Genomic DNA, 1544 nt, shown 5'->3' on the forward strand with positions numbered 1-1544 from the left:
GAGAATACTTTTCTAATTATTTGCAAAGCTCCGTTAATATCCGCATTGATTAAGCGGTCATCATTAGCTTTAAACAAACCACGTTTAATTCGTCTGTTAACAGGGCTTTTACCTTGTCGTTTTCTGCTTTTATTGCCGTTTTCCCAACAAGGCTGTTCATGATCTAAACTACTAGTTTGACTAGTGTAACTTTCGTTAGTTTGAATAACAGTAATTCCTGCTAAATTAGCCTTGTATTTAATCATGTCGATCATAACTTGGTGGGGAATGCCAACAAAGTTTTGATTATTTCTTTTCCCTATATTTGAACTTCTTTTCCATGACTTGTTCTTGCCGATGACAATTGTGTTTGCCTCACAGCTTAACGCATAATCCACGATACGTTTAGATGCTTTGTGGGCAAATTGCCTAATTTTGTCATTGCGCCAAGCAGTAATTTTCTTCATAGCTTGGGTATCTTGATAGACAACTTTCTTACCTTGTTTGGTATTAATTATTCGTTCAAGCTGATGGTATCTAGCTTGAAGCTGTCTTAATTCAGCACGCTTTTTATTATAATACTGGTTAACCGACTTAATTCCACGACCGTTAATGAGTAGCGGACGATTACCAGTGTTAGAAGCGCAAGCAAAAGCATTATCAATTCCTGGATCAATCCCAATATATTTACCGTTATCTGGTAAGTATTTAATTTCTTTATTGGCTTTATATGGAACAATTACTTTATAGCCATTAGCGACAGGTTTAAAAGCAACGCGTCCAATTTTTTCAATATTAGGCGCAAGTTTTAGCTTTAAATCCAATTTTGGAACAATCAAATAGCCATCTTTAACTTTAGCGTTTTGATTAGTTACAAAGAAGGTATGGCGTTTGTCCCGTAAATAACGGGGCAATCTTGGTTTTCCGCTAAACTTGCTAGGATTTACTTTGTAGGCTTTCAGCGCTTTAAAGAATGATTGCCAAACAGTTGTGACCTCTCTTAAAGTCTGTTGTGCCGATTGGACATAGCCTAAGCTATGATAAAGCATTAACTCACGCTTTTGATAACGTTCTTTAAATATTTGATCGAGTTGACTATAGCCTTTAATATATTTCTTTTTAAAAAAGCCTTGTCTTAAGTCAAAAAGGGCACGGTTGTACAAATTGTGTGCTACTAAAGAATACTCATCAAGCTTCGGAGTAGCTTTAATTAGATATTCACTGGCTAGTTGCTCATATTGCAAGTCATTTCTAGGAACTTGCTTATTCTTTTTTGCCATCTTTTTCACCGCCTTTCTGATTTAAGGTGCTTTCTATAAGCTTACGTTCCACTCGTCTATGAGAATATTCTCTCATAGAGAAGCAATGCAGTAGGCTGATAATTTCTTCAAACAGCTCTTCTTCATCAGTCTTAGGATTCAGCTCATTTGAGATAGTTTCAATCGTTGTCCCGTAGTTTTTAAACAAGTATTCAAATAGCTCAAACCCTACACGACTCAATCTATCTTGATGAGTAATGATTACTCTTTCAACTTTGCCTGCCAAAACTAAGTCTAATAATTTAA

The 1544-nt window shown here is 35.7% G+C and carries 2 protein-coding genes; both read right to left on the reverse strand.

Features of this window, described 5'->3' with window-relative positions; translation table 11 throughout:
- Positions 1–1259 (reverse strand): RNA-guided endonuclease InsQ/TnpB family protein (locus B5E95_RS10265; RefSeq protein ID WP_162606893.1); only part of this gene is annotated, 1259 nt, incomplete at its 3' end.
- Positions 1243–1544: recombinase family protein (locus B5E95_RS10270; protein ID WP_162606894.1), on the reverse strand; the 302-nt coding region annotated here is incomplete at its 5' end. The genes B5E95_RS10270 and B5E95_RS10265, both read right to left, overlap by 17 nt.

The sequence above is a fragment of the Lactobacillus gallinarum genome (assembly GCF_002160635.1).
GTDB classification, from domain to species: domain Bacteria; phylum Bacillota; class Bacilli; order Lactobacillales; family Lactobacillaceae; genus Lactobacillus; species Lactobacillus gallinarum.